The organism is Gardnerella sp. DNF00497B, from assembly GCF_049262725.1.
In the GTDB taxonomy this organism is placed as follows: Bacteria; Actinomycetota; Actinomycetes; order Actinomycetales; family Bifidobacteriaceae; genus Bifidobacterium; species Bifidobacterium leopoldii.
In genome coordinates, this window is record NZ_CP058400.1 from 815,083 (window position 1) to 839,709 (window position 24,627).

The following is a 24,627-nucleotide window of genomic DNA, read 5'->3' on the forward strand; positions in this document are numbered from 1 at the left end:
ATGTTAAACATTCAATGATTAACTTATTTCTTATTTCTCGTAACGCGCATAAAGAAGATACTCCGTATTGCCATGTGTTCCTTCAATAGGAGATTCACAAGAGGAGATAACCTTTAGACCGTTTTGATTTGCACAACTTTTTATTGTTTCTAAAGCTTTAATTTTTAAAGTTTCGTCAGTTACTATTCCACCTTTTCCAAGGTTTCCTTTTCCTACTTCAAATTGCGGCTTAACTAAAAGCACAATATCTGCATGCAATTGAGCTATTCTAGAAATTACTGGAATAACAAGCGTTAGAGAAATAAAAGAAACGTCAGAAACTATAAGATTTGGCTTATATGGCAAGTTTTCTTCGTACACATTTCGAATATTTACACCGCTCATTTCAATTACATGTGAATTGTTAGCTATTTTTGGATGCAATTGACCATGACCAACATCTAAAGCTATTACAGAATGAACGCCTCTTTGCAAAAGAACGTCGCAAAAACCGCCCGTTGATGCACCTATATCTAGAGCTTTAGTTGATTTGGAAGTAGTTAAACCATTTTTAGAAAACGCTTCGAAAGCACCTTCTAACTTAAGCGCTCCGCGAGAAACGTATCTAATACAAGATTGCGTATTTTTTGATTCATCGATTGTTATTGCATGTGAATTGTTTACTAAAAATGAGGATTTTGTAATATTTCGATTGTCAACACTCACTACGCCAGCATGAATTAAACGCTGAGCAGTTGTCCTACTTTCTGCTAAACCACGACTAACCAAAGCACAATCTAAACGTTGTGAAATATTGTTATTTGAAAGTTTACTTAAATCCTCATTCACAGTCATAAGGAAAACTCCGGAAGAGTATAATTTTCCATATTTTCACCGCAATCTTGCAAACTCCATGCCAGCGCACAAGCAGCTCTCAAAGCATTGCAATCGTTGGTGTTATTAACTTCAATAATATTATTATTCACAACTCTTGCTATAGCATCTTCACAAGTAAAAGTAGTACCGTTAACGCGTTCAGGAGCATTATGAGATTCGTTTAATCCTCGCAAGTCTTTAGAAACAAAACTTGGACGCAAATGTTTTGGTGCAAGCATAAGCATGCAAGGATCTGTAACTCCAGTAAGAACAAGCAGAGAAGCATAGCCTCCTCTTGTCCCAGCCTCAATATCAGTATCTAAACGATCTCCAACTGCTAATGAATGCTCAATACTAATTACAGGATTCCCATACTCGTCTTTTTCAGTGTATTCTTCACATTCAGAATCATCATGCTTAGCATTAGCAGCAACCAAAAACCTTGCTTCATCATACATTGCAGATTCTGGTTTTCCAGCAGACGAAATAGGCTCCACACCCGTAGCATTAATAACAGCTTGAATCATGGAACCGCATCCAGGAGCAATACCATGCTCTCTTGGAATAGTTAAGTCGCGGTTAGTAACGAAATATTTTGCACCATGCTCAACAGCGAAAGAAACTTCCGCCATTTCTTGCCAAGTCATTTGAGGATACCAGCCTTGAATAACAGCTTTAGGGTTATCTTCGCACGAATCTACTAGTTGTAATCCTACGCGTTGCACTTCTTGACGCAAATGTTCAGCGCCGAGAACAAGAACTTTAGATCCTTTCTCAACATTGCGAGCTACCATTCTTGCTGCAACAACAGAAGACGTTATAATCTGCCATGGTTCTACTTTTAAGCCAAAACTTTCCAGTTGTTTTGCAACAACAGATTGGAAACGCGAAGAATTATTAGTTGTGTATTCAATTGCCATTCCATTTTTTTGCGCAAACAAAATGGAATCAGACGCATATTCAACAGCATTTCCACCACGATATACAACACCATCTAAATCAAGCAGTGCTAGACGAAATGCATCGCTTAACGGACGATTACATGAAGAAAAATTCTTTTTCGTTTCAACTTGCATACTATACCTCATTTAAGTTTGCTAAACACTGCACTTAATTTAGATTCAAATTTTATTAAGCCTATTTTATAAATATCAACTCTTAAAGCAGCAAGTGCCCGGCTTACTTAAAAGCAGCCGGGCGCAAATATTCAAATGTTACGAACTACTCTTCGTCAGCGTGAACAGCACTCATCTCGATAGTATCCGTATTATCCGCATTCTCAGAGTTACTTGTCTCTTCTGAGTCTTCTAAATCTTCAGAATCTTCAGTTACTTCAGATTCTTCATCAGATTCTTCATCAGGAGCAAATTGAGCATCATCTTCACTCATGCCAATTTCATCCATCATGTCATCATTCAAATGCTCTAAATCATAGTCGATAACAATATCATCAGGATTTATATCTTCGTCATCAACATCTGCATACTGTTGCTCAAGCTTATCAAGCAAAGACTCTAATTCAATTGCTTCGTCACTACGACCGGCTTCTTCCAAGAAGTATTGTTCTGCTTGAACTGCACGCATACGATACTCCCCAGGAAGACCCTTTGAACGACCCATTGCATGAACCAATTCAATAGCCTTATCAGCATGACCAGTATCAGCCAAAACGCCTGCATAAACGAGGAACATTTCGGCTTTTACTTCTCCTCTTAAGGTTTTTGCTTCATCTGACATGCAAATTTCTAAAGCCTTATCTAGATTTCCCATACCGCGCTCGCAATCGGCAATAAATGGCAAATAATCAAGGTAGCCATTCATTCGCATTGCAGTGCGGAATTCCTTAGAAGCAAGCTTGTAATCGCCCTGACGATAGGCCACAAAAGCTAAAGTTTCGCGAGCAAAATCAATACGAGAAGCTTGCTTAGCAGCCCACTTTGCATGTTCTAATGCAAGTTCAGGATTTTCTTCTTGCAAAGTATAGGCTGCAAGAATATGAAGACCAATATTTTCAGCATGCTCTTTTGAAAGACCGCGCAAACGCTCGCGATCTTCTTTAGAAAGCATTGCCCATTCCAAACCTTTTGGCATCTTAGGCTCACCAGGGCGGCGTGCTGTATAAGGATTTTGAGATGGATAAGAAACAGTTCCGTCAGAATTGCGGCGTGGACCATCTTCAAAGCGGAAGTTACTACGCGAATTTGTGCGACGGTCATCTATACGATTGTCACGACGATCAAAACGACGCTCATTATCTCTGCGCTCATCGCGACGATCGTCTCTGCGATCATCACGGAAGCCACCCTTAGAGCCTTTATGGAAATCTTTATGGAAATCGCCATTGCGATGGTTCTCACGACGATTATCCCTGCGATCGTCACGATGGTTAAAACGATGCTCACCATCAAACTTCTTGTAGCGTGGGTTGCCACCTTCTTCACCAGAATGTTCAAAATCTCTAGAGCGACGATCATCTATACGATCAAAATGACGGTTACGATCAAAGCGACGATCATTATCGCGATTCTCTGAGCGGAATCCGTCCTTCTTAAAACCATTCTTCTTAAAACCACCGCGACGGTCATCTTTACGATCGTCATGACGGTTAAAACGATGATCACCATCACGCTTTACGCCAGAGCGGAAGCTCTCTTCACGGTCATCATCATTACGGCGGAAACCACCCTTCTTAAAACCGCCTTTATGGAAACCATCTTTATGGAAACCGCCGCGACGCTCGCTACTTTTACTACCATTGCGATGACCAAATCCGCCACGTTCACCAAAAGATTTCTTACCACTCCGCGAGTGTTCGCGTTCTTCGCCCATTCTGGCATACCTCTCATCTATGTGCAATTTTATTACAAAATCACATTTTAATTATATTCATAAAACAACTAAACATCTGCTGTAAGCAAGCTATAGCATACATCAAGCAGCAAGCTTACAACAGATGTATTTTTTAATAAATCACAAACATTTATTAAGCGCGCTCTACGGCACCGATAGCTTTCTTGCCGCGGCGAAGCAAAGCGAAACGACCGTGCAAGAAAGAGCCCTCACTTAACACATCGTCGACACCACTTACACGTTCATTATTTAGATACAAACCGCCTGCTTCAATAGCGCGACGAGCTTCGGAAACAGTGCGGAATAGACCTGCGGCAACTGCAGCCTCAACAACACGATCTGCAACTTTAGCCTTAGCGAAATCTAAACTACCGTCTTCAGCCTTAACCTTAACGCCATCTAGAGCAGCTTCAAGAGTCTGCTCATCAATATTGCAAAGATCACCACGTCCAAACAAAGCGGAAGAAGCTTCAATAGCCTGGTTCGTTAAATCTTCACCGTGAACGAAACTTGTAACTTCCCACGCAAGCACGCGCTGAGCTTCACGACTTCCAGGATCATCCTGAATTTGCTGAGCCAAACGCTCAATTTCATCTTTTGGCAAGAAAGTGAACACTTTAAGCAACTTAACAACTTCATCATCAGGCTGATTGAACCAGAACTGGTAGAAGCGATAAGGACTAAGCATAGAAGGATCAAGCCACATGGCGTTACCTTCTGACTTACCAAACTTACGACCTTGATTATCTGTAATAATTGGGCTAGTAAACACATTTACGGATGCGCCACGAACCTTACGAATCAAATCCATGCCGGAAGTGAGATTACCCCACTGATCCGAACCACCAAGTTGCAAAGTTACGTTGTAATTATCAAACAAGTACAAGAAGTCGTTGCCTTGCAAAACTTGATAGCTAAACTCAGCAAAAGAAATACCTTCATCGGAATTTAAGCGACGAGCAACAATATCCTTAGAAAGCATTGTGCCAACACGGAAATTCTTACCAACATCACGCAAGAAGTCGATAGCAGACATCTTAGAAACCCAGTCGTAATTGCTGACAAAACGAACAGGATTTTCACCATCAAGAGGCAAAATTCTGCCAATCTGCTTACGCAAACGTTCAGCCCAGCCAGCCACAATATCTTTAGAATTAAGAGTGCGTTCTCCGCTTTGACGAGGGTCACCAATCAAACCAGTGGCACCACCAACTAAAGCAATAGGATGGTGACCTGCAGCCTGCAAGTGGCGCATATTAATGAGCTGCACAAGATTACCAATATGCAATGAAGCAGCAGTAGGATCGTAACCGCAATAATACGTTAATGGTTCTCCGTCAAGCGCTTGAGCAAGTTGCTGCTCATCAGTAGATTGTGAAATTAATCCACGCCACTTAAGCTCTTCAAACAAAGAAGCAAAACCTGCTTCCTTGTAGTTCCTGACCTGAGCCATTCGTATCTCCTTAATACAGAATACCGATAAATATCGGGCGCTTTGCGCGTCCACAAGCCTTTCAATTTTTGCAGCACATGACGACACGCATAATAAAAAGTGCCAAATATCATAACGTACGATACTTGGCACTATAACGTTACAGCTAATAATCTAATTTTAAAATTATTTTATAGACGAAATATAAGCAGAACCATCGCTTTTCGAATTTGCAAATTTATAATAATTATCCATTGCGTTTTCAGCCTCTACAATTTGCTCTTTAACTCGCACGAAGGCTGTACCGCCACGACCGCATCTGGCAGACACAGATCCAGCACTAGTCAATATTGTTCTAATATTCGCAATTTCTTCGCTATCAACAAAACCGCTTAGAATATTTGAAAAATCATCATCGCTTAAATCAGCAAGATCTCCCCCAATTTCCTCAGCTCGCTTTACACACAAACCAGACAAAGTATGAGCATTACGGAATGGAACACCCATTTTTACAAGCCATTCTGCAATATCTGTAGCAAGAGCGAAACCAGTAGAAGACTGTTCATAAAGTCTATTTAGATCAAATTTCATAGTTTCTACCATTCCAGCAAAAGCTGGAAGCATCACTTCTAAAGTGTCAATTTGATCAAAAACAGCTTCTTTATCTTCCTGCAAATCGCGAGCATAAGCAGTAGGAAGACCTTTAAGAGTTGCCATTAAACCAGTTAAATCGCCTATTAATCTACCAGCTTTACCGCGAGCAAGTTCTGCAATATCTGGATTCTTTTTTTGAGGCATAATCGATGAGCCAGTTGAATAAGCATCATCTAAACGAACAAATGCAAATTCTTGAGTATTCCAAATAATAATTTCTTCACTTAATCGTGATATATCAACGCCAACCATTGCTGCAATGAATGAAAATTCTGCAACTAAGTCTCTACTTGCAGTTGCGTCTATAGAATTAGCGCAAACTTTTGAAAAACCAAGCTCTTTAGCTACTTCTTCTGGATTAAGACCAAGAGTATTGCCTGCCAAAGCGCCTGCTCCATAAGGGCTTTCATCTGCACGCAAATCCCAATCTATGAAGCGATTTACATCTCGTAAAAGCGGCCAAACATGTGCCATTAACTGATGCGCAAGCAAAATTGGTTGAGCATGTTGCATATGAGTGCGACCCGGCATCACCGCGTCTTTTGCATTTTTTGATTGATTCAGCAACGCTTGGCAAACTGACAACAATAATGATGCAATAATGCGCGCATGCCTACGCAAAAACATACGTATTAAAGCTGCAATTTGATCATTTCTAGAGCGACCTGCACGAAGCTTTCCGCCAAGCTCATTTCCAGCAATTTCAAGTAAACCGCGCTCTAACGCTGTAGCTTCATCTTCATCTTCCTCAATGGGTGCGAAAGTTCCGTCATCTACATGCTTTTGCAATTCATCTAATGCACAAGATAAATCAGCATACTCTTTTTCGTTAAGAAGACCTGCACGATGCAACGCATGCGCATGAGCTCTAGAACCAGCAATATCATCATCCGCTAATCGCCAATCAAATTGTGTGGACTTGCTTAGTTTCGCTAGCTCTGCTGAAGGACCTGAACTAAATCGTCCACCCCACAATGCAATAGGGTGATTAGTATTATTAGTTTCATTATTTTCTAGTTCTGCGGCTGCTGCTTTTGTTGCATCGTGCATAGTTTATTACCTTTATATCTTTTTATATATCGTATTAGTTGTTGTTTGCAACGCGCATATCTCTTGCTGCTGCAACCTTGCTAGACAATCCGTAGATTTCAATGAATCCATTGGAAGCACGCTGATCAAATGTATCTGAAGAATCATATGTTGCTAAATTAAAGTCATACAATGATTCATCAGAACGGCGTCCAGTAACTACAGCTTTGCCAGCATACATAGTCATTCGAATTTCTCCAGAAACATGCTCTTGAGTTTCATTAATAAATGCGTTAAGAGAACGCACAACTGGAGAGAACCACTGACCATCATAGACAAATTCAGCCCACTTTTTATCAAGAGCACGCTTTAACCTGTGCTGCTCACGCTCCAGGCAGCAATTTTCAAGCTCTTGGTGTGCAACAATTAAAGCTTGAGCACCTGGAACTTCGTACAATTCGCGAGATTTAATTCCTACAAGACGATCTTCAATAATATCGATTCGTCCAATTCCTTGCGCTCCAGCTCTTGCATTCATTTCTTCAATTGCTTGCAAAGGCGTTACGCTATGACCGTCAATTGCGACTGGAATACCTTCTTCAAAAGTAATTGTAACTTCATCCGGTTCTTGAGATTCAAGAGGATTTTGCGTATAAGAGTAGCACTCTTCAGTCGGAGCATTCCATGGATCTTCTAGGAAACCGGTTTCAATTGCACGACCCCACACGTTTTGGTCGATCGAATATGGGCTTTTCTTGCTCTGTTCAATTGGAAGCTTATGCTTGTTAGCGAACTCTATTTCAACATCACGAGTAAGTGACAAGTCTCGAATTGGGCTAATAGCTTTTAATTCTGGATCCAAAGATTGGATTGCAACTTCAAAACGAACCTGATCGTTTCCTTTACCTGTGCAACCGTGCGCAATTGTGTCTGCATCAAATTGATGAGCTGCATTCACTAAGTGTCGAGTAATCAAAGGCCTAGAAAGAGCAGAAACCAATGGATACACGTCTTCATACATTGCGTTAGCTTTTAATGCAAGCATGCAATAGTTATCTGCGAATTCTTCGCGAGCATCGACAACATATGCTTCAACTGCACCACAAGCCAAAGCACGATTTTTAATTACTTCAAGCGCTTCACCGCCCTGACCAACGTTTAGTGACACAGCTACAACGTCTTGACCTGTTTGCTCTTTAAGGTATGGAATTGCTACAGAAGTATCGAGGCCACCTGAATACGCCAAGACAATACGTTTTTTATTAGTCATAGTGACCTCCCAGGTCATGTATTGAATAAATAAACAATAAAGAGCATATTATACATATAAAATAAAATCAACAGATGCGCTAAAAAATTATTATATTTTTATCATCTTTGAAGAGTTATTATAAAATATAAAAAATATATCAATTATAGTTATACATATAAAAACGCGCGCAGCTCAGCAATGCACTGCACGCGTATAAATTCTTTTCGTTACTGCAAATTTTTCTAATATAATATTTATTTAAATAGCCACAATATTTCTTAATAAATTGTTTAACGAGAAGCTACTGAAAGCATCCAATTTGCTCGATTTTCAGCTTCTTCATTTGAAACACAAACCATAATAACAGTATCATCTCCAGCAACTGATCCTAAAATACCTTTCAAAGGCTGACGATCTATAACACTTGCAACGTATTGTGCAGCGCCGGATGGAGTGTGAATAACAACAATATTATTTGCATGCCCAACTTCAGTGACAAGACCTGCTAAAGTGCGAGCAACTTGCTGATCAATTCGCACAGTATCCATAGCATGACGATTGCCAGTACCATCGCCAAGCACATACGCAATCCTGCCATCCGTCAATCGAATTTTAACGGCATTTAACTCATCTAAATCTCGGCTCAAAGTAGCTTGAGTAACATTAAAACCATGACGCGCCAACACTTTAGCGAGTTGAGATTGAGAAGTAATCACTTCTGCCAGTAACGCTTGTTCAATAGCGTTTAAACGCGCTGCTTTTGTTGCAGGACGTTGCTGTTTTATTGACACTTCGTTATTTGATTCTGCATCCGTTTCTGGATTCATCATAGTTTTATCAAAACCTTTCATAAACATATTTTCAATTAAATATATACGAATATGTGTATACATATCTACATGCATAAAAAATTATTTATGTGTTCTTCGTCACACATATCTATTATGCATGAAAACGCTAGATTCTCATTAAAAAATGAATGTTACTTTACATAAAAAGAAAAAAGAGTCAATAATGCAATAAATGCGATTATGCATACTATTATTAGAACGTATGCACAATCGCATTAATTAAAATATATTATATTTTACACTCGCAAAGTTGCGTGCAAGACTTCAGCAGCATCCGTAATCTTCTTACGAACTTCTTCCATCTCTTCGCCAGAAAGCGTTCTATCATTTGCTCGGAACGTTACAGAATAAGCAAGAGAACGCAAGCCTTCTCCAAGCTGTTCACCCTCATACACATCGAACAACTCAACAGATTCAAGCAAATCTCCAGCAGACTTTTCAATAGCAGACTGCAATTCATTCGCCTTCAACTCAATTGGTGCAGTGAAAGCAAAATCTTGCTTTACAGGAGGGAAAGTTGAAATTGGTTTAGCTTGAACAGGCTTCATAAGCATATTCTTAAACAATTCAGTTAGATCAAGCTCGAATGCTGCAGAATGCTTAGGCAAATCTAATGCTTCACAAACATGCGGATGCAATTCGCCAACAACACCGAGATTGACGCTTGAACCATCTTCAGCAAGAACACAAACTTGAGCACTACGACCAGGATGCCAAGAAGATGGAGCATCTTGAGCTTTAAACTGTTCGAGAATGAACTTAACACCAATTCTCTTACCAACTCGCTGGAGTGCTTCAACAGCATCACTCCAATCGACATCTCTATGAGTACCAAGCCAACCAGTTTCTTCAGCATGACCAGTTAGCAAAGCAGCAACATGCAAAGGTTGTTCCGGTAATCCAGCATCCAGCGCAGCAAGTTCAGCATTAGAAGGTCTAACAGAACCAGGTAATGCAGGAATTGCAGGAGCATTTGGATCGCTAAAGTACACATGACCAAGCTCATACATGGAAATATCTGTTAAACCACGATGAAGATTGCGTCGAACAGTGCCAGCCAAAGTCATCAAAACAGAACGACGAAGCCAAGGTCTGTCTCCAGCCAAAGGATTAGCAATACGAACACTTACTTCAGCAACTTCGTCCACATTTTGGCGGAAAGCCTTAATGTCTTCTTCACCAACAAATGGATAACTTAAAGATTCAACAAAACCAGTTTCTGCTAACTCATAAGCAATAGCTCGCCTAGTTTGCTGTTGCGTGGTTAAACCGGTTCGACCAGTAACAGGAACTGCAGGAACCTTAACAGGAATCTCATCATATCCAATAAGTCGAGCGATTTCTTCTACTAGATCGCAAGGCTCATTCAAATCAGGACGCCAAGTTGGAGGAAGAACGGAGAAGGATCCATTGCCACCACCAGCAACAGAGCAACCAATATCGGTAAGAATATCGCTAATGCGATTCAAATCAACTTCCAAACCAGCAACTCGCTGCACTTCATTAGCTTTAAACACAATCACATTTCGCGACTGAGTATTATTAACATCACACGGCGATGTAGATGGCTTAGCTCCACCAAACTGTTCCAAAAGATTCGCAGCCATTTGCGCAGCTGCTGGCTGCAATTGAGTATCAACGCCACGTTCAAAACGACGAGAAGCCTCAGAAGGAATCTTATGTCGTCTAGCAGTGCGAGCAATTGAAACAGGATCAAAGTGAGCTGCCTCAATCAAAATATTTTTCGTTTCACTCGTAACTTCGCCGTACATGCCTCCCATAACACCTGCTAAGCCAAGCACGCGTGAACCGTGGTTTCCATGAGGAGAATCGCAAATAACTAAATCCTCAACATGCAATTCATGATCTTTGCCATCCAAAGTCGTAAGATGTTCGCCCTCATGTGCACGGCGAACTACAATTGGACCTTCAATTTTGTCCAAATCATAAGCATGAAGAGGTTGACCCAAATCAAGCATGACATAATTAGTGATATCAACAGCAAGAGAGATGCTGCGCATACCTGCACGCGTTAAACGACGCTGCATCCAACGTGGGCTTGCACAAGTGGAGTCAAAACCATGTACAGCACGCGCATAATATCGATCACAACCAGGTACACCATGAATTGGATTAGTATCTTCAATGCTCACGTCAATATCTGAAGTCTTGTGACCTTCATCATTAATTTGCGATACCTGCTCATTCAACTTTGAAACAGGATCCGTATAAACAGCACCAGTTGAATGATGATATTCGCGAGCAACACCACGATAAGAGAAAGCATAACCACGATCAGGCGTTATATTAATCTCCAAAATCGGCTTATTAAGATGCAACAACTCCATTACATCATCGCCAGGCTTCAACTCATCATATTCAGCCTTAGAAAAGCCATATTCACGCAACAAAATAATGCCATTGTGGCTATCTCCCAAACCAAGCTCACGCTCTGAAGCACACATACCGTCAGAAATATGACCGTAAGTCTTGCGCGGCTCAATCTTAAAATCTCCAGGCAGAACAGCACCAGGAAGAGTTACAACAACCTTTTCACCAGCAGCCATATTAGGAGCACCGCAAATAATGCCACGAGGAACTTTTTTACCGTTTTCGTCAACATCGTTGTATTTATCTCCGACATCAACATGGCACCAATTAATAGTTTTGCCATTTTTCTGCGGTTCAGGAGTTGCGTCAACTACGTAACCGACAACAATTGGACCGGTAACTTGAGAAGTGTGAATCTCTTCTTCCTCTAAACCAACACGAACTAAATCTTTAGCAAGCTGTTCGTATGTTAAACCTTCTGGCACTTCAACATGATCTTTAAGCCAGTCAATATCTACCATTGGCATGAGTTTTACTCCCCCATCACAAACTGTTCACTGAAGCGCTTATCGCCTTCAACCAAATCATGCATATCGTTAATGTCATGTCGAAGTAGCAAAGTTCGCTCCAAACCTACTCCGAAAGCAAAACCAGTATAAACTTCTGGATCTAAACCAGCAGATTTAAGGACATTAGGATTCACCATTCCGCATCCGCCCCATTCAATCCAGCCTGGACCGCCCTTTTTATCCGGGAACCAAAGATCCAGCTCAGCACTAGGCTCAGTAAATGGGAAGTAGCTTGGTCGCAAACGGCTCTTTGCATCTGGACCAAACATAGCAACAGCCAAACGATCGAGAACACCCTTTAAATCAGCCATTGTTAAATGCTTATCCACAGCCAAAGCTTCACATTGATGGAAAACTGGAGTATGCGTTGCATCCAGTTCATCAGTGCGGAACACTCTACCAGGAGAAGCAATATACAGAGGAACTCCACGCTCAATTAACGCACGTACTTGATCAGAAGAAGTTTGCGTGCGCAAAACCATATTTGAACCAACAAAGCCTGCGGCATCCTTAGCTTGATTTCCTTGAACGTAGAAAGTATCTTGCATTTGACGCGCAGGATGATCCGGTCCAAAGTTCAATGCATCGAAATCAAACCATTCAGTTTCAACTTCTGGACCCGCAGAAATCTGCCAACCCATAGACACAAAGAAGTCTTCAAAATCTTCAATAATACGAGCAATAGGATGACGAGCACCTAAAGGCTTACGATTAATTGGAAGAGTCATATCTACAGTCTCTGCAGAAAGCATGTTAGCTTCTTCAACGGCTTTAATTCGCTCTGTAGCTTCTGCAAAAGCTCGACCAAAATCAGCTCGCAAAGTTGACATTACCTTGCCAACTTCCTTCTTTTGATCTGCAGGCAAAGAACCAATTGCTTTGCTTGCAACAGTCATCACTGACTGTGCGCCAGCATACTTAGTTTTAACAGCCTTCAGTTCTTCCATAGTTTGAGCAGCTGTAACGCTAGCAATACCTTCTTTTACTGCTTTAGTTACAGCTTTAATATCGAATGGCTTATTATCGGTCACAGCACCCTTCCTATCTGTGTTATACGTATTCATTGTTTATATACGATATTGCAAAATATTGCCCAAAGCTATATTTTTCGCTCATGACTCGACATAGCCAAGCCCATAAGCATTACTGCTGCACTTGTTGCAAGGTTCATTGATTCTGCTTTTCCATATATTGGAATTATTGAAATATCATCAACCTGTTGCAATACTTCTTTAGGTAAGCCTCTAGCTTCATTGCCAAATAAAATAGCCAAAGAACTGCTAATAACCTCGGAATTGACTAAAATTTTTGGAAATGGCACAGGTTTAATCTTGTCAGTTCCGTAAATATCAGCTGCAATAATTCGAATATTTGATTTTGCAGCGCATTCGAACCAGTCTTGAACGCTTAATTGCACTACAGGAAGATGAAATAGTGAACCTGCAGTCGAACGCACAAGCTTAGAATTCCAACGACTTACGCAATCATCAACAAAAACAACAGCATCGCATCCAGCAACATCTGCAACGCGAATAATAGCACCAGCATTGCCAGGATCTCTTACCTGCCAGCAAGCTGCAATACGAAGAGGCTTAAAATCGTTTTTTGATTTTACTTGTGCTGATTGTTGCAAATTTTTAAACTCACTAAAATAGATATCATCTAAAGATTTCGAATTAGCAACCGCAACAATTCCCTGTGAATCAGCACTAATTTTTTGCATAATACTCGGTTCAACAGGATGAACATAACAAGATCGAGATAAAGCTTCTTTAACTATTTCCCGCAAAGAAGAAAATTGTGAACTTTCCTTTTCATTACCTTCACAAGCATCTTTAGTAACATAAATATCACATAACGAATCTGTGGCATAACGTACAGCTTCGCGCACACTTTGCGGACCTTCAACTAAAAAACGCTGCAAATCATGCGACTTTGCGCGACCTAAAGAAACGAGTCTGCGCACGCGCTCACTGTGAGTATTATCAATTAGTTCTTTTAACGGCATAAATATAACTTTACTTCAAAAACGATTACGACACAGGAAATACACATTCACATATTTATGCAAACCTGCCACATTCATTGCAACAAAACTTGTAAATAAGCAAAACCTTATAAACTCTATTCATGATGCTCTGAAGCACTGGAAGTTGTATAGCCTTTAGGCTCAAGTTGAAAAGTAGTGTGAGACACAGAAACAGGAAAATGTTCGCGTAAGCAGTCCTGAAGCTGAGAAAGCACATGAGAGCATTGAGACATTGTCATATTAGGATCCACAACGACATGTGCCATAAAAATCGGCATACCAGTAGAGACAGTACTAGCGTGCAAATCATGAACTGCAAGAACATGAGGAACATGCTCTAGATGTTCACGAACTTTGTTTAAATCAAGACCTTCAGGAGTCTGCTCAAGAAGAACCTTAACAGCATTCTTAAGAAGCTTTAGCGCACGTGGAATCATAAGAAGCGCAATAATACCGCCAGCTAAAGCATCAAAACCTGCCCAACCTGTGCTCATCATTACAATAGCTGAAACTACGACTGCAACAGATCCAAGAGCATCGTTCATAACCTCAAGAAAAGCAGCACGCATATTCATATTGTCTTGCGATTGAGACATAAGAATTACAAGAGAGCCTAAATTCGCAGCTAAGCCAAGAATACCAAAGAATAGAAGCTGATTTACATCATGAATGCCTTGATGACCACTACCAAAAAGACGCATTCCAGCTTCAACAAGAGCATACACTCCTACAAGCAGTAAAATAAGAGCTCCCGCAGCAGCTGTAATAACCTCAAGACGCGCCCAGCCCCACGTACGCTTACTATTTGGACGACGACGCATAAGAATTGCAGTAACTGTTGAAGCTGCAAGAACTGAAATGTCTGTAAGCATATGACCTGCGTCTATAAGCAGCGACAAAGAATTAGTTAGAAAAGAACCAATTACCTCAGCAAAAAACACAGTTGCAGTAAGAGAAAGCGTAAGAAGCAAACGATGCTGATGTGCATGACTTGCGTGAATTGCGGCTGCTTGGGAAGCTGCGTTGGCGTTATTGTAATGAGTATCGAAAGAGTTGACATTTGCATTCACACTGCTTGAGCGTGAACCAGTGCCGTTAGTTTGAATTACATCGTTATGATTATGCACTTTCCAGCCTCCTAAAATATTAAAATATTTGGGCGATATCGTTTCTCAATATCATTCGCATTTTGCCGTATACGCAATGAACCCCAGCCTAAGCCGGGGTTCACTATTATCAATTACTTTGTCTATGACTATGTAATCACAAGCTGTCAACATGCATAAACATTGTACAAAACATGTTACAAAGTAATGCTATTTCTCTGCTTTTAGCACTCTTTCACACAGGTAGTACAATACAGAGGATCCAAGCAAAGCAAGTGCAGAGAGAATGAATAAGTAGAAACCAATGCCATAACTTACAGATCCAAGCATCGAGAATCCGCCAAACTGCGATTTGAGGGAAGATATCTTGCCATTAATATGGAAAAACTCAAAAATCATAAATACGGCAGCAACACCGCCAACAATCATCATTATTTTTGACTTATTCATAAAAGCAAAAACTAAAGCAACAATAGCAATAATTATATAGAAAATTCCATCGCCAGGAGTGTTATTATTGTTTACAAAATTAAACGACTTGGAGAGACCAAAGCAATTTACAGTGATAAGTGGCAAGAATGGAGCAATAATTGCAACAACAGAAGCTGCCATATAAGCAATCAAGGAGTACTTATGTAAAAGCTCAGGATCTGAATCTTCAATTACTGAATCTATTGTCTCATTAAAATTCTTAAAGCCATCTTTAACAGAATTTAAAGTATCGTTTGCTGGCTGCTGAGTATTTTGAACAGTCTGCTGCACATTTGGGTTTCCTAAGCGATTTCCGCAATTAGCACATACTTGACTATTTGCGTCGTTCTCTTTACCGCAAAAATTACAAAGCATAATTCACCTTCTACTTCAGTTGTTAAGCAATACAACTATTGCATTGCAAATTCGCAACAATTATAACAATCGAACTGACTATAAGACAAATACGGGATTGTCAATCGCAAATATGCTAAGTAAAGTGCAAATGTGGGTTATAGGTCAAAAAGAATCGCCACCCCCAATTGTTATCTCAGGGTGGCGATTGCAAATAGATTGGGCAGCGCTCACGCGTCAACACTCTATCCGTTATCATAATGACTTGGCTAAATTGTAAACGCGATAAAATTTATAAAACAACGGATTCTGGAAACTAGTAGTACCCAAAATCTATCATCGATTCTTTCATAATATTACGAATAAATCAAGAGAATTAATCATTATTAAACATTGTATTCCGCTACAATATGACAAAACATGACTAACAAGCACATGTAGGAAAACACTCTTGTTTTATTACTTATAATCGTACAGGAAGAAATTCACTCACGCTTATTAGAGGATTTACTGCTGCATAGTCCAGCTGATAAGCCAGCTATGCCAGCAGCTAAAGTAAATCCAATGCCAGCAAACGGCACTTGTAAAATAACATTTGTTGCCGCAGTGATGGCGCATATTGCCGAAATAATACCTAATACTCTTGCTCTACTCATAATAGTGGGGAAAATTGAGGAACTAGGGGTTTCAACCAGTACCTTTGGCTGGAATCCACATGATTGTACATTCATCAAAAACGCCACACAGCAAACAGCTGTGCAGCGTTTCGTTTGTGCCTCCGGTGGGACTCGGACCCACAAGCCCGTAAGGGCGTCAGATTTTAAGTCTGATGCGTATGCCAATTCCGCCACAGAGGCAGCAATCAATTATTATGCCATACATCTAAGCAAAGAACAAGCTCAGCGTGTGGCGAGTAACTTTCTTCCCAAATCAATCGTGATTCCGTCAAGCAAACCATGCTCACTTGCAACAAACGTATCTAAAACCCCACCGTGATCCTCATACGCAGCTTTTGCTAATCTCTCCAACACTCGGCTCCAAATCACTGCTCCACCGCCAACAACATCCACACGCCCTGGGTGAATCGTCGCATACGTGCGCCTGCAGTCCTTAGGCATACGCAAAAATCGATTATTAACAGCATAAGCCTGCTCTAATCCAATACGCACACCATCGACAGCAGTATGATCATAATGCTGCAATCCCATAGTCAAAGCAGCCATAGTTGTCACAGTTCCAGAAACGCCAATAATAGTGCGAGCTCGTCCTGCAGGAACGACTTTGAAAGCATCATCAATATGCTTGTCAATATCTTCAATCGCAGCTTGAATTTCCTCTTCAGTCGGAGGATCAGTATGCAAATGCCTTTCCGTCATTCTAACGGAACCAACATTCATGGAGTATGCTGCAGAAACCTTGTGCGCTGGCAAGCAGTCACCATCCCCTCCAAGCACTAACTCAGTAGAGCCTCCACCTAAATCAACTACGAGATACGGTGGCTGCAACTCATCGCGAGACACAACGCTTGTTGCTCCAAGGAAGCTAAGAGCCGCTTCTTCGGTACCACTAATAACTTCAGGGCGAACACCAAGCTCATCAATCATCATTTGTTCAAAAATCTCACGATTTTCAGCATCTCGTGTAGCTGAGGTTGCCACAAAACGAATCGCATCAACTGGATGTTCTTTCAAAACTTGCGCAAATTCGTGCGCAGCCTCCCTCACTCGCTTCAAAGCGTCATCTGCGAAACGATGAGTTTCGTCAATTCCCTGACCGAGTCTAACGACGCGAAGCATACGAGGAACAATATCTTTCATTCCATGCTCAGAAACTTGCGCAATTTTTAGTCGAATAGAATTTGTACCGCAGTCAATTGCAGCAACCTGTACTGTTTTTTCTGCGCAAGTAGTCGTTTCACTTTTTACAGCTTCACCCTCTGCAGTTTTAGCCGTTTCGTCTTCCACAACAACTTCCGTTTCAGTAGCATATGCATCATCGCTCCACGGAGTAGTACAACGGCACACGTTAGGATCAAACTCATCTTTAATGCGCTCTAACACCATGTCACCAATCGGATTTACACCTTTGCCCATTACCAATGTTTGCGCAAGCAAAGCATGCAAGCATTTAACACGAACTGGCATTCCACCAGCGCTCATCTGACTAATATGCTCCTCACTATCCCCCAAAGACACAGCTAATTCATGACGGAATTCCAAATAATACTTATGTGCACGCTCATATTGTTTCTTTAGATCTTCGTCCGATTGTAATAGCTCGTTATATTCTCGCATAATACCGTCTGCTTCTACGCGAGACACCGCTTTTACAGCTTCAGGACTGGTAAGGTAGCATGTAGTTGGGAATGGAGTGCCATCTTCTAAGCACGGTCTAGTAATAACAGCAAGAGGCCTACCACAAACGCAACGCGCACCAACGGCTACCATTCCTCTAGGGAATCTTCCAAGTTGCTTTTCAACAATTGCACGCTCAGCATCACTCGCAGGTGTAGTAAATAAAGGTTTTACAGCTTCTTTTGGAATATAATTCTTATTACTGTTCTGCATTTTATCTGAACTTTCTTGGCTGTTAGCCATGCGTTTCTACTCCTGTTAAAGCTGTTTTACAAATAAATAATTCTTTACTTTATCAGTTTATATGTTATAAGGATGGCACGGTATCTGGTTTGTCTGCTTTATGTATTGCATACATTAAGTCACTATACCAAGGCAAGACTGAATGAGTCTTAGTTTCGCTATTTTCTTGAGCAAATTCATTCGGAACTTTTCCAGTTACTGCCTCAGGATGCTCTACACGAACAGCCTGCTCACCAGGAAAAATAAAGCCGAGGCGATCTCTAGCTTGAGCGGTAACGTATGCTTTGTCTTTCCATCGGTCAATATTATTATCCAACGTACGCTTTTGTTCACGTAAATCACTTTCTTCACGCTGAAGTGCATGAAGCTCCGACAAGCTTAACGCATAATTTCTAACTGTTGAAATGCATTCAATTGAACCAACGGTAACTACAAAAACCATAAATAAAAACACGAGCGGTCCTGAAAGTAGTCGACGCTGTTGCAATGGTGATACTACATCCTCACCTAATGCCGTTTTACGACGCTTTTTCATAACCATACTCTCTAAATTACTTGATGTATTCGACGTGAAAACATCATGTATTCCGCTAATATCTTACGTGCTTTAGATGCAAAATGCTGTTGTACCACATTTACAGTCACGCTACATTTACAGTCACTCTACATTTATTCGTTATTAAAATTAAAAAACTGACGAACAAAACTGCAAAAAAATATTCAAATTTTTCTACTTAAACCAGTAATTTCTATTAATAACATCGATCATTTCAACTAATTGCTTTGTTTCTGCAATATCATGAGCACGTATTACACGTCCACCAGCCATAAACATCGCTGTTTCTGCAACTAAAGTAACTGGCAAACGATCTTCTTTATCTAAATTAAAAAGCTTCTTACCAAAGCCTTTTCTAGAAATCGCAACCAATATTGGTCTACCAAAACGATGCAATTGATTAATATTGCGCATCATTGCATAATCTTGTTCACCATCAGCAACCTTTGCATAGCCAATTCCTTGATCAAGAATGATCCTATTTAAGTCAACTCCTCCATCAACAAGCATTTTTAAATTATCACTAAAGAATTGACACATAACCTTTGTTAAATTGTCATATTCTGTATCTCTATTGCTATGCATTGTTACTAATCCAACGTTAGAATCTGCCATAAGCTTTACTTTTTCTGGAGAATCAAACGCACGAACATCATTTATAATATCTACGCCAGCTTCAATTGCAGCTTCCATTACAGGTAACTTGTAAGTGTCTACTGCTACAGCAATTTGAGGATAATTTTTGTGAATATACTTAATAGCAGGTATAACGCGACTTATTTCCTCTTCTGGAGTAATTTCTAAATAACCGCCAGGTTTTGTAGTTTGACCGCCTACTTCTATAACATCAGCACCGGCTTCAACTATTTCTTTAATATGGCTATTTACTTCGTCCTCACTTTGGTACTTGCCGCCGTCATAGAATGAGTCAGGAGTAATATTCAAAATCGCGTAAACTATCGGCTTGTCAAGTGTATCAAAGCAGAATCGCCCTGCATTCCACACAATTGCTTTTTGCTTTAATAGCGAGCGCAAACTTGCAAGTAATTCTCGATCTTCGTACCATGCTTTTTCGCATTCTTGCATAAAAGGTTTAAGAGCAATAAGCGGCAAAATGAAGTCAATAGAAGACTCGGAAACTTTGATAGCTGTATCAAAATGATCGAGAAAATCAGCTACTTTGCTTAAATCGTTTTCGCTAATATTTTCCCACGTGCATAAAATTTTTTGATTTACACAAAGATCCTGCAGTAACGCTATATCTGCAATATTTTTAGAAGATGCATTCTCCAAATTGCTTTCAATAATTCGCATTTGTATTCTTTCTTTCTAAAACCTCATATTTAAAAAACTAAATTTATATTCCAAACTAATTAAAAACTTCGCTACTTTCAATAATATTAATCCAATTAGTGTCGCTAGTTTTATTAAGCTTATCTTGGATGAGCTCATGATAATTTGCATCGTCTGCGCTTATTTCGAGCAAAGGAACTAATACAAATCTGCGATTATCTCTTTCTTTGTGCGGAATCGTAAGATTTTCACTTTTTATAGTTTGACCACCAAAATCAATAATATCTAAATCGATTGTTCGAGGACCCCAACGAACTATGCGCTTTCTATGAAGACGCTGTTCAATATCATGAATAAAATCAAGCAATTCAAAAGCTGTTAAATCAGTGTCCAAACGTAAAGCAATGTTATAAAAACTGTCTTGCACTACGTCACCAACTGGTTCAGTTTCATACACTGAAGAAACGATAATATTGCTTATATGCGAATTTTGCTTCAATAGCGAAACAGCTTGGCGCAAATTAAGTAATCTATCACCTATATTGCTTCCAACACTTATGTATGCACTAGAAATCATATTTCCACCCCCCAAAAAAAATAATTCAATTTATAGTTAAAAGTATATATCATAAACAATTAGGACTAGCCAACTTTATAAATTCAAATAATAAATAAGCTAATATCAAAAATTTTTATAACAAAAATGTCGCTGTAAATTCAACACTCTTTAGGAGCAATTAAATCTACAACGACATTTTTCAATACGCTTTTGTCTAAAGTCTGTAAAAATATTTTAGATTCAAAAGTAGTATTTTTTAGTTATTTTATTTTTGACTCATCTACTTTGCTTGAGCTTTACTCAAAATTGTATCTGCAGAATGCTGCAACTTTTGCAACTCTTCTTCAGTCAAGTCAAGTTGGCACTGCTTCACAATACCTTCGCGACCAACGATTGCTGGGTAAGAAAGATAAGAATGGTATTCCTCTCGATAGTTCGAAACAGGCATTTGCTCCTTCGAATCCGAAAGAACAGCATGGACCAGACGAACTGCAGCAGCAGCAATACCGTAATTTGTATACTTCTTTCCGTAGAACACAGTGAAGCCGCCTTGACGAGTTTCTTCATCGACAGCATCTAAATCAATGTTCTTTTCTTTTGCAAACTCAACAATCGGCTGCTCAAGAACCTTAACTGTGGACCATGCAACGAACTGTGAATCACCATGTTCACCCAAGCTATAGCCCTTCACGGCTTTTGGATGCACTCCGAAGAATTTACCAACAGCGCGATGAAGACGTGCAGAATCAAGCAATGTTCCAGTGCCAATAACTTTTTCATAAGGGAGACCGGTTGTTTCTTTATAAAGCTGGCAAATAGCGTCGCAAGGATTCGTAATATCAATTAGAACACCATGGAAGCCAGAAGCTTTAATCTTTGCGCCAACTTCTTCAACTTGAACACGATTATGTTTAAGTTCTGCGAAACGATCAGGATTTGGGACGTCTAAAAGCTTAATATTGCCCATAGCGCTTACGATAACTTCAACATCTTTCAAAGCATCGTAATCATTGACAGTAATGTTTACATTAAAAGGCAAATTGTCCATTGAATCCTCAAAATCCAATGCATCAGCCTTAACCTTAGCTTCATTCTTGTCATATAAGTACAGCTCGTCGGCGTAACCACCAACAACAAGCTGATGAGCAACAGCTGCGCCAACATTTCCCATACCAATAACTGCTACTTTTCGCATAATGAAACATCTCCTTCTGTTTCGATTTTCTCACAAAAATATCACCATTATGCGGAGAATGAAAGTAAATTTAAGAAAAATTTTTTGCGTGTTGTGATTTTTTCAAAAATATTTAATAAAAAACGGTCAGCCGTAAACACGACTGACCGTTAAAACTCAAAGACTCAAGAAGCCACTAAGTTACTTAAAACTAAAAGTTACTTCATATACTTCTTGCAAGCCTTGAATGCGCTGTAACCAGCATACTGAGCGGTAGAACCAAGCTCTTCCTCAATCTCAAGCAAGCGGTTGTACTTAGCAATACGCTCGCCACGAGCAGGAGCACCAGTCTTGATTTGGCCGGTGTTCTTAGCAACAGCAAGATCAGAAATGGTGGTATCTGGGGTTTCACCAGAACGATGGGAAACCATAGAAGTGAAGCCGTTCTTAGTTGCAAGCTCAATAGCGTCGAGGGTCTCGGTAACGGAACCAATCTGGTTCAACTTCACGAGCAAGGAGTTAGCTGCACCAAGCTCAATACCCTTAGCCAAACGCTTTGGATTGGTGACGAGCAAGTCATCGCCAACGAACTGCAAACGATCACCAAGACGCTTGGTGATTTCTGCCCAATCATCCCAGCCTTCTTCCTGGAATGGATCTTCGATGGAAACGATTGGATACTCGTTAATGAGCTTCTCGTAGTAATCGAGCATGTAAGCAGATTCGCGCTCTTCGCCATCGAAACGATACTTACCAGTTTCCTTGTTGTAGAACTCAGAAGAAGCAACGTCAAGAGAAATACCAATCTGCTTGCCTGGCTCATAGCCAGCGGCTTCGATTGCATCCATGATGTACTTCAAGGAATCCTCGTTGGACTTCATCTTTGGAGCGAAGCCACCTTCGTCACCAAGACCAGTAGCCAAGCCTTCCTTCTTCAAAACATTCTTCAAGGTGTGATAAACCTCAACACCAGCGCGCAAAGCATCGCTGTAGGTCGCGAAACCATAAGGAGAAATCATGTACTCCTGAATATCGGTTGCGAAATCAGCGTGAGCACCACCGTTCATGATGTTCATGTTTGGAACTGGAAGAATGTGACCATTGGTGCCGCCAATGTAGCGGTACAACGGAAGCTGAGCAGACTCAGCAGCAGCGTAGAGAGCAGCGAGGGAAACGCCGAGAATTGCGTTAGCACCAAGCTTGCCCTTGTTTGGCGTGCCATCAAGCTCAATCATCGTCTCATCAAGAGCGCGCTGATCGGTGGCATCCATGCCAATAACCTTGGGTGCGATTACCTCGTTGACAGCCTTAACAGCTTCCAACGTGCCCTTGCCTTGATAACGGGACTTGTCGCCATCGCGACGTTCCCAAGCTTCAGCCTCACCAGTAGAAGCACCAGAAGGCACTAAACCAATACCCTGAGCGCCATCTTCGGTCTCCAAATAAACCTGAACAGTAGGATTTCCACGAGAATCCAAAATTTCGCGTGCATATACGCTTTCAATAGCTGCCACAACTACTCCTTTATACCTATGGGTTGTGATGACTCTTCCAAGATTAGTGCGTTTTATGGACGTTATATTGAGTACCAGCGTATTTATGCCGTGAACGTTCACAATATTTTGATTTAATTCGAGTCATATGAGCCAATTGTATATTTTTAAGCAATATCGTTTATAAATATCGATTTCAAATATACATGTCCATACCCTTGGGAGATAATGACCACAGACACGGGGTGCGCAACTACATCGTGCCAAACAACAATACATACAGTGTTGCGCTGAGAATACACTCGTTGAACCTGATATAGCTAAAACTATCGAAGGGATTGTCGCATGACTTACAGTTCGCCTAATAAAGCGAAAAACATATTGAAGATTGCATTTAAAGCGGTATCTTCTTTCAAAGTGTGGATTTCAACTATCCTCATTTTGGTTTTGTGGTTTTTTACAACTCTTTCTCCAATCGAAGACCGTTCTTTGCCGTCCCCATATGAAGTAATACAAGCTTTTATTGATTTAAACAACGAAGGCATATTGTTAAAATCCTTAGGAATAAGTATTTTACGAGTTCTTTTAGGACTTTTGTTAGGAATTATTTTTGCTGTTCCTGCAGGCATACTTGCGGGAGGCAGTAAGCTTGGCAATATTGTAGTTGATAAACCAAGCCACATGTTGAGGTCAATTCCATTCCCGGCTTTAGCTCCAATATTAATAATTTTCCTCGGAATAGATGAAACGATGAAAATAGCGCTTATAGCTGTTGGCGTTTTTGGACCTATGTACGTTAATATTCGCGACGGAGTGCGTAATATTGATCCGAAACTTCTCGAATTAGCGCAGGTTTATCACGTTAAAGAATCTACTATTTTTATATCTATTTTGCTTCGCGGTACACTTCCAAGTTTTATGACAGGTTTGCGATTTGCAATATCTGTAGCATGGGTTGCATTAGTGACTTGCGAAACAGTTAATTCTTCTATTGGAATTGGATACATTCTTTCAAGAGCGCAAGAATTCTTTAGGCCAGATCAAATGATGGCATGCGTTATTATGTACGCAATTGCAGGTCTTGGATCTGAGCTTACTGCAAACATATTAGAATATCTTCTTATACCTGAACGCAGATTAGATAGAAAATCACGCCAATAATCTAGTAATAT

At 40.4% G+C, this 24,627-nt stretch carries 20 protein-coding genes, 1 tRNA gene and 1 riboswitch; of the genes, 1 reads left to right on the top strand and 20 read right to left on the bottom strand.

The genetic code is table 11. The features are described 5' to 3' along the window. Positions 1-30 precede the first annotated feature (30 nt). The 20 genes from HXT26_RS03000 to eno all read right to left on the bottom strand — a co-directional run bounded on the left by HXT26_RS03000 (position 31) and on the right by eno (position 23,476). Entirely contained in the window at positions 31-834 is an 804-nt protein-coding gene (locus HXT26_RS03000; RefSeq protein WP_004119418.1) for a TlyA family RNA methyltransferase, read from the bottom strand. Beyond that, positions 831-1,931: an HAD-IIA family hydrolase gene (locus HXT26_RS03005; protein ID WP_415688482.1), complete on the bottom strand. Its 1,101-nt coding sequence runs from the start codon at positions 1,929-1,931 to the stop codon at positions 831-833. Before HXT26_RS03005 ends, HXT26_RS03000 begins: the two co-directional genes overlap by 4 nt. 145 nt (positions 1,932-2,076) lie before the next feature. Continuing rightward, positions 2,077-3,684 (bottom strand): hypothetical protein, encoded by a 1,608-nt coding sequence (locus HXT26_RS03010; protein ID WP_415688481.1) that lies wholly within the window; start codon positions 3,682-3,684, stop codon positions 2,077-2,079. A 154-nt stretch (positions 3,685-3,838) separates the two neighbouring features. Beyond that, positions 3,839-5,158, bottom strand: a complete 1,320-nt coding sequence (gene tyrS / locus HXT26_RS03015) for a tyrosine--tRNA ligase (RefSeq protein ID WP_004119411.1) — start codon at positions 5,156-5,158, stop codon at positions 3,839-3,841. A gap of 165 nt (positions 5,159-5,323) precedes the next feature. Next, positions 5,324-6,841, bottom strand: coding sequence for an argininosuccinate lyase (gene argH / locus HXT26_RS03020; protein ID WP_415688480.1), 1,518 nt, complete (start codon positions 6,839-6,841; stop codon positions 5,324-5,326). Between the two features lie 34 nt (positions 6,842-6,875). After that, the gene (locus tag HXT26_RS03025; RefSeq protein ID WP_116442694.1) at positions 6,876-8,090 is read right to left on the bottom strand and encodes an argininosuccinate synthase; all 1,215 of its coding nucleotides are present in this window, start codon (positions 8,088-8,090) and stop codon (positions 6,876-6,878) included. A gap of 272 nt (positions 8,091-8,362) precedes the next feature. Then, positions 8,363-8,902: an arginine repressor gene (locus tag HXT26_RS03030; RefSeq protein WP_032842537.1), complete on the bottom strand. Its 540-nt coding sequence runs from the start codon at positions 8,900-8,902 to the stop codon at positions 8,363-8,365. A gap of 257 nt (positions 8,903-9,159) precedes the next feature. Continuing rightward, positions 9,160-11,781, bottom strand: coding sequence for a phenylalanine--tRNA ligase subunit beta (gene pheT / locus HXT26_RS03035; protein ID WP_116442693.1), 2,622 nt, complete (start codon positions 11,779-11,781; stop codon positions 9,160-9,162). A 5-nt stretch (positions 11,782-11,786) separates the two neighbouring features. Continuing rightward, positions 11,787-12,887, bottom strand: a complete 1,101-nt coding sequence (gene pheS, locus HXT26_RS03040) for a phenylalanine--tRNA ligase subunit alpha (RefSeq protein WP_116973279.1) — start codon at positions 12,885-12,887, stop codon at positions 11,787-11,789. A gap of 35 nt (positions 12,888-12,922) precedes the next feature. Continuing rightward, the gene (locus HXT26_RS03045) at positions 12,923-13,831 is read right to left on the bottom strand and encodes a TrmH family RNA methyltransferase (protein ID WP_410294522.1); all 909 of its coding nucleotides are present in this window, start codon (positions 13,829-13,831) and stop codon (positions 12,923-12,925) included. A gap of 116 nt (positions 13,832-13,947) precedes the next feature. Then, entirely contained in the window at positions 13,948-14,979 is a 1,032-nt protein-coding gene (locus HXT26_RS03050) for a cation diffusion facilitator family transporter (protein ID WP_410294523.1), read from the bottom strand. Between the two features lie 189 nt (positions 14,980-15,168). Continuing rightward, positions 15,169-15,804 carry a zinc ribbon domain-containing protein gene (locus HXT26_RS03055; protein ID WP_004119400.1) on the bottom strand — a complete coding sequence of 212 codons (636 nt, stop codon included), beginning with the start codon at positions 15,802-15,804 and terminating at the stop codon, positions 15,169-15,171. Positions 15,805-16,268: 464 nt separating this feature from the next. Then, a complete protein-coding gene (locus tag HXT26_RS03060) occupies positions 16,269-16,439 on the bottom strand; it encodes a hypothetical protein (protein ID WP_410297094.1) in 171 nt (56 codons plus the stop codon). Between the two features lie 117 nt (positions 16,440-16,556). Then, positions 16,557-16,640, bottom strand: a tRNA-Leu gene (locus tag HXT26_RS03065). Positions 16,641-16,682: 42 nt separating this feature from the next. After that, positions 16,683-18,350: a DUF501 domain-containing protein gene (locus HXT26_RS03070; protein WP_162861605.1), complete on the bottom strand. Its 1,668-nt coding sequence runs from the start codon at positions 18,348-18,350 to the stop codon at positions 16,683-16,685. 94 nt (positions 18,351-18,444) lie between these two features. After that, positions 18,445-18,921 (bottom strand): FtsB family cell division protein, encoded by a 477-nt coding sequence (locus HXT26_RS03075; RefSeq protein WP_004106839.1) that lies wholly within the window; start codon positions 18,919-18,921, stop codon positions 18,445-18,447. A 189-nt stretch (positions 18,922-19,110) separates the two neighbouring features. Then, positions 19,111-20,250 (bottom strand): dihydropteroate synthase, encoded by a 1,140-nt coding sequence (gene folP / locus HXT26_RS03080; protein ID WP_410295054.1) that lies wholly within the window; start codon positions 20,248-20,250, stop codon positions 19,111-19,113. A 55-nt stretch (positions 20,251-20,305) separates the two neighbouring features. Next, positions 20,306-20,806 (bottom strand): 2-amino-4-hydroxy-6-hydroxymethyldihydropteridine diphosphokinase, encoded by a 501-nt coding sequence (gene folK, locus HXT26_RS03085; RefSeq protein ID WP_004119382.1) that lies wholly within the window; start codon positions 20,804-20,806, stop codon positions 20,306-20,308. A 262-nt stretch (positions 20,807-21,068) separates the two neighbouring features. After that, a complete protein-coding gene (locus HXT26_RS03090; protein ID WP_004106846.1) occupies positions 21,069-21,983 on the bottom strand; it encodes an L-lactate dehydrogenase in 915 nt (304 codons plus the stop codon). A gap of 197 nt (positions 21,984-22,180) precedes the next feature. Next, positions 22,181-23,476 carry a phosphopyruvate hydratase gene (gene eno, locus HXT26_RS03095; RefSeq protein WP_004106847.1) on the bottom strand — a complete coding sequence of 432 codons (1,296 nt, stop codon included), beginning with the start codon at positions 23,474-23,476 and terminating at the stop codon, positions 22,181-22,183. Positions 23,477-23,686: 210 nt separating this feature from the next. Further along, a riboswitch (TPP riboswitch) is annotated at positions 23,687-23,811 on the top strand. Between eno and HXT26_RS03100 the strand changes: the two genes are divergently transcribed. After that, complete coding sequence (locus HXT26_RS03100) at positions 23,801-24,616, top strand: ABC transporter permease (protein ID WP_422111863.1); 816 nt, start codon at positions 23,801-23,803, stop codon at positions 24,614-24,616. (Overlaps the previous riboswitch by 11 nt.) Positions 24,617-24,627: the final 11 nt, after the last annotated feature.

What these genes read in the sequence shown, in the direction of transcription:
- HXT26_RS03000 (WP_004119418.1), bottom strand. Translation starts at nt 834, where the DNA reads ATGACTGTGAATGAGGATTTAAGTAAACTTTCAAATAACAATATTTCA.
- HXT26_RS03005 (WP_415688482.1), bottom strand. Translation starts at nt 1,931, where the DNA reads ATGCAAGTTGAAACGAAAAAGAATTTTTCTTCATGTAATCGTCCGTTA.
- HXT26_RS03010 (WP_415688481.1), bottom strand. Translation starts at nt 3,684, where the DNA reads ATGGGCGAAGAACGCGAACACTCGCGGAGTGGTAAGAAATCTTTTGGT.
- tyrS (WP_004119411.1), bottom strand. Translation starts at nt 5,158, where the DNA reads ATGGCTCAGGTCAGGAACTACAAGGAAGCAGGTTTTGCTTCTTTGTTT.
- argH (WP_415688480.1), bottom strand. Translation starts at nt 6,841, where the DNA reads ATGCACGATGCAACAAAAGCAGCAGCCGCAGAACTAGAAAATAATGAA.
- HXT26_RS03025 (WP_116442694.1), bottom strand. Translation starts at nt 8,090, where the DNA reads ATGACTAATAAAAAACGTATTGTCTTGGCGTATTCAGGTGGCCTCGAT.
- HXT26_RS03030 (WP_032842537.1), bottom strand. Translation starts at nt 8,902, where the DNA reads ATGATGAATCCAGAAACGGATGCAGAATCAAATAACGAAGTGTCAATA.
- pheT (WP_116442693.1), bottom strand. Translation starts at nt 11,781, where the DNA reads ATGCCAATGGTAGATATTGACTGGCTTAAAGATCATGTTGAAGTGCCA.
- pheS (WP_116973279.1), bottom strand. Translation starts at nt 12,887, where the DNA reads ATGAATACGTATAACACAGATAGGAAGGGTGCTGTGACCGATAATAAG.
- HXT26_RS03045 (WP_410294522.1), bottom strand. Translation starts at nt 13,831, where the DNA reads ATGCCGTTAAAAGAACTAATTGATAATACTCACAGTGAGCGCGTGCGC.
- HXT26_RS03055 (WP_004119400.1), bottom strand. Translation starts at nt 15,804, where the DNA reads ATGCTTTGTAATTTTTGCGGTAAAGAGAACGACGCAAATAGTCAAGTA.
- HXT26_RS03060 (WP_410297094.1), bottom strand. Translation starts at nt 16,439, where the DNA reads ATGAGTAGAGCAAGAGTATTAGGTATTATTTCGGCAATATGCGCCATC.
- HXT26_RS03070 (WP_162861605.1), bottom strand. Translation starts at nt 18,350, where the DNA reads ATGCAGAACAGTAATAAGAATTATATTCCAAAAGAAGCTGTAAAACCT.
- HXT26_RS03075 (WP_004106839.1), bottom strand. Translation starts at nt 18,921, where the DNA reads ATGGTTATGAAAAAGCGTCGTAAAACGGCATTAGGTGAGGATGTAGTA.
- folP (WP_410295054.1), bottom strand. Translation starts at nt 20,250, where the DNA reads ATGCGAATTATTGAAAGCAATTTGGAGAATGCATCTTCTAAAAATATT.
- folK (WP_004119382.1), bottom strand. Translation starts at nt 20,806, where the DNA reads ATGATTTCTAGTGCATACATAAGTGTTGGAAGCAATATAGGTGATAGA.
- HXT26_RS03090 (WP_004106846.1), bottom strand. Translation starts at nt 21,983, where the DNA reads ATGCGAAAAGTAGCAGTTATTGGTATGGGAAATGTTGGCGCAGCTGTT.
- HXT26_RS03100 (WP_422111863.1), top strand. Translation starts at nt 23,801, where the DNA reads ATGACTTACAGTTCGCCTAATAAAGCGAAAAACATATTGAAGATTGCA.